At 34.3% G+C, this 4,381-nt stretch carries 4 protein-coding genes and 1 pseudogene; all 5 read left to right on the forward strand.

Annotation, left to right across the window (positions count from 1 at the left end; all coding sequences use genetic code 11):
• The coding region (locus tag V7164_RS16430) for a hypothetical protein (protein WP_335354616.1) at window positions 1-375 on the forward strand (375 nt) is incomplete at its 5' end.
• Window positions 376-551: 176 nt separating this feature from the next.
• Window positions 552-983 (forward strand): HTH domain-containing protein, encoded by a 432-nt coding sequence (locus V7164_RS16435; protein ID WP_335354617.1) that lies wholly within the window; start codon window positions 552-554, stop codon window positions 981-983.
• An 898-nt stretch (window positions 984-1,881) separates the two neighbouring features.
• Entirely contained in the window at window positions 1,882-2,379 is a 498-nt protein-coding gene (locus tag V7164_RS16440; protein WP_335354618.1) for a DinB family protein, read from the forward strand.
• A 476-nt stretch (window positions 2,380-2,855) separates the two neighbouring features.
• Window positions 2,856-3,174, forward strand: a pseudogene (locus V7164_RS16445) (hypothetical protein).
• Between the two features lie 208 nt (window positions 3,175-3,382).
• Window positions 3,383-3,823: a CoxG family protein gene (locus tag V7164_RS16450; RefSeq protein ID WP_335345376.1), complete on the forward strand. Its 441-nt coding sequence runs from the start codon at window positions 3,383-3,385 to the stop codon at window positions 3,821-3,823.
• The last annotated feature ends 558 nt before the right edge of the window (window positions 3,824-4,381 follow it).

The raw sequence follows: 4,381 nt of genomic DNA on the forward strand, positions 1-4,381 counted from the left end.
GTACTAATCATATTTTTGGTATCTCTATTATCTGCGTGCCAAACGAATAAGAATGACTTAACGTTTGTTGGCGAAGGTGAAAATTGGTTAGCTGAAGTAACCGTTCATCAAACTAATGGAGAAGAAACATATCAAATTCAGCTTAATAACAAAGGAAATAACTTAGAGGGAATTGACACTTTTCGTTATTATGTGGAATCAAAGAATAACGGAGTATTAGATTTCGGTGCGCATGATGCTACATTAAATAAAGAAGGTGTATATTACAACAAATCATTAAGTGTTAATAGTCCTTCTACGAGTGCAGAAGATGAGTTAGTGATAAAAGTAGAATGGAACGATACAGGCGAAAGTTTTGATTTAAGAAGTAAATGATGATTTGTGAATAGTTTTACTTAAAGTAATGGGGACAAGAGTTTAAGAATGAAGGTAGTAGCGGCATCTCTTTTTCTTGTTCAACAAACGAGGCAGGTTACTTCAAGAGGAATTTAAACAGTTGGTATAGAAGTAGTGACGTATAAACACATATATTTTCGGGAGGATTTAATAAAATGGATATAAAAAGTGGAGACCCAAGAGATAATTTAAAAATCATTCTTGAGGATAATAAAATAACTCCTAACACTTTTGGTTTAATTAGTGGTCTTGATGAAAAAACAGTTTTAGAGTTTTCAAATCATAAAGCTGATTTAGCTCATTTACCTCACGAAAAGATAGGGCATATTGTGTCAATGATTGGCTTATTATCAGACGGAATGACACTCGTGACAGCAGATGAAAGAGTCAAAGCAATCATTGAAATTTTGAATGATAACTTTCAAATTTCAGCGACTACACTGGCTTTATATGCAAAAATAGAAGAAAAAGATGTAGATGAATTTATGAGAGACTTCGATTCTTTAGCATTTGAAAAACGCTACCGATTAGCAGTTGTAGTTTTATTTCTTTTCAAATTGTTTTCTGATAACAACCAGAATAATTGAAGTTCAACTAATCCATTATTTTATTGACTTTGTGAAGAACTGTACTTAAAGTAACGGGTGCTTTAGTTGAAGAAAGCATACCACAATATTGTGGTAATTGAGGTCATTTGTAGTACAAAAAAGGATAGATTGAGAGTATTTTCTACTGCACACCTATCCTTTGTGATTTTTCCCTTATAATGTCTGACATGAAATACAAATTAACTGTTGATAAGGGTGATAAACAATATCTTTTGCAATCGCAGGATTATCACATATGGATGATACGGCGAAATTGGGGAAACCTGCTGTAATCATATAAAAAGAAGCGAACATTACTAAAGACAATAAAAAAATAATTACATATTGGTTTGTCCATAGTTTAAGTTTTCTTTTACCTATGGTATATAAGACCGCCTTTCAAGGCTATTTCCAAAAAAAAGTAGTAATTTATAAGTGAACAAATTTATTTTTCCTTATTTTTAAAAAATATTTAGAGTTGTTTGAAATAAAAGCAATTGTAGTCAGGTACATGAAGAAGGAATTTAAACTGGATGATTCGAATAAGTTTTAGTGAACTTGGTTTTGTTGAATTCTCAAAAAAAATGATTGGAGGATTTCATTGAAAACATTTTTTCGTTATATGGTCGACAGTAGCAAATGAAGATGATTTTGATGCGTATGAATGGCTGTTTTCGAAATCGATTGAGGATTATAGTTATCGTCACCCGGAAGATTCGGATTACCCTGCCATGTTGGAGAGAATTAGAAGCTGGAGAGAAATGTATCTCCAAAATGGAAGGGACACACTTGGTTTTGGTTTATACCTTTTAAGGAACGATTAATTTATACTATACTCAGATTTTTTCATGTCTTTTAACTTTGAAAGATTACACTAAACAGTGAGGAGATTGGTTTTATGCAAGTTGTAGCCAAAATATTTTTAAAACAACTCGACATGCATTGCTATAATAATGAGTGGTTTGCATCCATGGATCAGGCGCTTCAGGGAGTCATCGCAGCTGAGGCAGCATGGACATGTTCGGGAATCAGCAATTCGATTTGGCAGATTGTCAACCACTTGATATTTTGGAATGAAGACGTAATCCATCGAATTAAGGGCACAGAGAATCCGCATAAGGCAGAAGATAATGAAGAAACCTTTGGAAATCCGGGGGATCCAGAAGACGAAGTTGGGTGGGCCCAGACAGTGCAGCGCCTTAATGAAGTCATGAATAAATTAAAAACGGTCATTGCGGACCTTGACGATGAAAAGTTAAAAGCTCCGTATGCAGCTAACAGGTACTCTATTGAGCGTTTACTCAGCAATATCATGATGCATGATACGTATCATCTCGGCCAAATTGTTCTGTTGCGAAAGTTGCAATCCTCTTGGGGTGGCGTTGAGTGGTCCTAAAGCACCATAATTCAGCGACCTTCCTCGCCCAGCCGTAGAAGCAGTATTGACGGTGTGAAGCCATTTTCATTCTCTATGGTGAAGCGGGTGATTTTCCTGCTTTATGGATGGCAAAACGGGTGTGTTAGTCAAATAAATTAGAACGTATTTGCAGAGCGATCTTTCGCATATTTCATTGTTCAACAGTCCGGCGCTTTTCTTAAATAAGAAGGCGTCTTTTTGCATGTACAACACATTTAGGGATTGAGTTTAATGAGGTGTAAAAAAAGATTGTGAAGTCCTGCACTTAAAGTAAAGGGGGCTTTAGTTAAAGAGGAAATAAGTGATTTTATGATTGAAATCATAATTTAGTTAATTCATTAAAGGGCGCTTTTCTGAAATAAGGAAAGCGTCGTTCTTCATGAAAAGGGCCATTTAATGGAGTATATTACGTTAAAATTGAATTAATTAAAAACCAGAGAAGGGAGGATTCTTATATGGACTTAGCTTTGGAAATTGCGCGTATTTTACTACCTGTTGTAATAGTGGGGGGATTGCAGTATTTGTAGTTATAAGAATGAAACATAAATATAAGAAAGGACCCTGGGTAAGAAAAAAGCCAAAAGCGCTCAAAATTTATTAGATAGTTTAATACCACTCGGAATGATGATTGGTTGTGTTGTTGCTGTAATTCTTAGCATATTTTTCCCAATCTCCTTACTATCTACATTTGGTTTGGGAGCTGGAATAGGTTTATTAATTGGATATTTTGCTTATGAAATTTATACTAAGAAGGAATCAATCATTCATAAATAGCTATCTTCCTGAGACGAGCGCAATTTTAGAATAGCGCTCTTTCTTAATGTAAAAGCCAAATTTAGAAGATTTGAGTTCTTTAAATAATCAGGTTATTGGAAGAAGAGAGCTATATAAAATTAGTGATGTAAGTTTATGCTTTTTATGTAATAATTATTTTGTAGATATATAAATTTACAATTCATACATAGTGGAAGTGGGGATCATCATGGCAACAGGAACACATACAGTAGAAATTCCAGTAGATGTACAAGCAGTTTGGGATTATGTCAGTGATCTTGAAAAATGGGCAACAACTGTCCCAGCTTATAAAGAGCATGAAATCATAAATGACAATCAATCTATTTGGACATTTGAAGGTAGTGTGAAAGGTATTAAAAAAACAATACGAGCGCAGGTAGATATTACCGAATGGAATGAACCTTCAAATATTAAGTTTGAACTAAAAGGTTTATCAGATAATTTTACAGGAAGCGGTCATTTTACTGCAGAAGATAGAATTGGTAAGACGATCATGACTTGTACAGTGGAAGTCCATGCTGGCGGATTATCAGGTGCGGTGTTAACACCAATTATTAAATGGGCAGTTCCTAAAGTAGCATCTCGTTTAACAGAATCTATCGCACGTAAAATTGCCGTATTCGCATAATATTCAAAGATTGAAAATCGCTTAATACTTGGAGATACCTCCTCTGAAGCAAAGATGGTAACTAATGTAATGATAAAGAGTTTTACTAGCAGTTTTATCATTAGCGGAAAGGGGGGTGTCCAAAAATGGATGGCCTCTTTTTTCTTATTAAAATTGTGAAATTTAACCGGTAACTTAAATGCTCTCAGACATAATATTACAAGGGATTTTACAGTTATATAATTATATTTAAGAATTCCATTGAAGGCTTGCTTTGTTAATCGCGTAAAATTTTGTGTTATCTTTACGTCAAATGGTAATAAAGTTAGAGTTCTGCAAGTATTCATAATTGGGCGAAAGAAAATGGGCAGAGTATGTGGCTTTGGAATCGGGAGTCCAAAGAATAGATGCCCACCGATTCTACGAAGAAAAATTTAATTACGATAAATGGTGTTTTTCATTTAGAAGAAATTTATAGCATGGTTTTTCATGCTAAACTCGGTAAAAGATGATGTTTAAAGGACTAGTGCAATTAATGGATATCTTGGAATGGATGTGAACTAAATGAGCGTGTATGAC

It is taken from the genome of Bacillus sp. JJ1474, assembly GCF_036965225.1.
GTDB lineage: Bacteria > Bacillota > Bacilli > Bacillales > Cytobacillaceae > Cytobacillus.

What these genes read in the sequence shown, in the direction of transcription:
- V7164_RS16435 (WP_335354617.1), top strand. Translation starts at nt 552, where the DNA reads ATGGATATAAAAAGTGGAGACCCAAGAGATAATTTAAAAATCATTCTT.
- V7164_RS16440 (WP_335354618.1), top strand. Translation starts at nt 1,882, where the DNA reads ATGCAAGTTGTAGCCAAAATATTTTTAAAACAACTCGACATGCATTGC.
- V7164_RS16450 (WP_335345376.1), top strand. Translation starts at nt 3,383, where the DNA reads ATGGCAACAGGAACACATACAGTAGAAATTCCAGTAGATGTACAAGCA.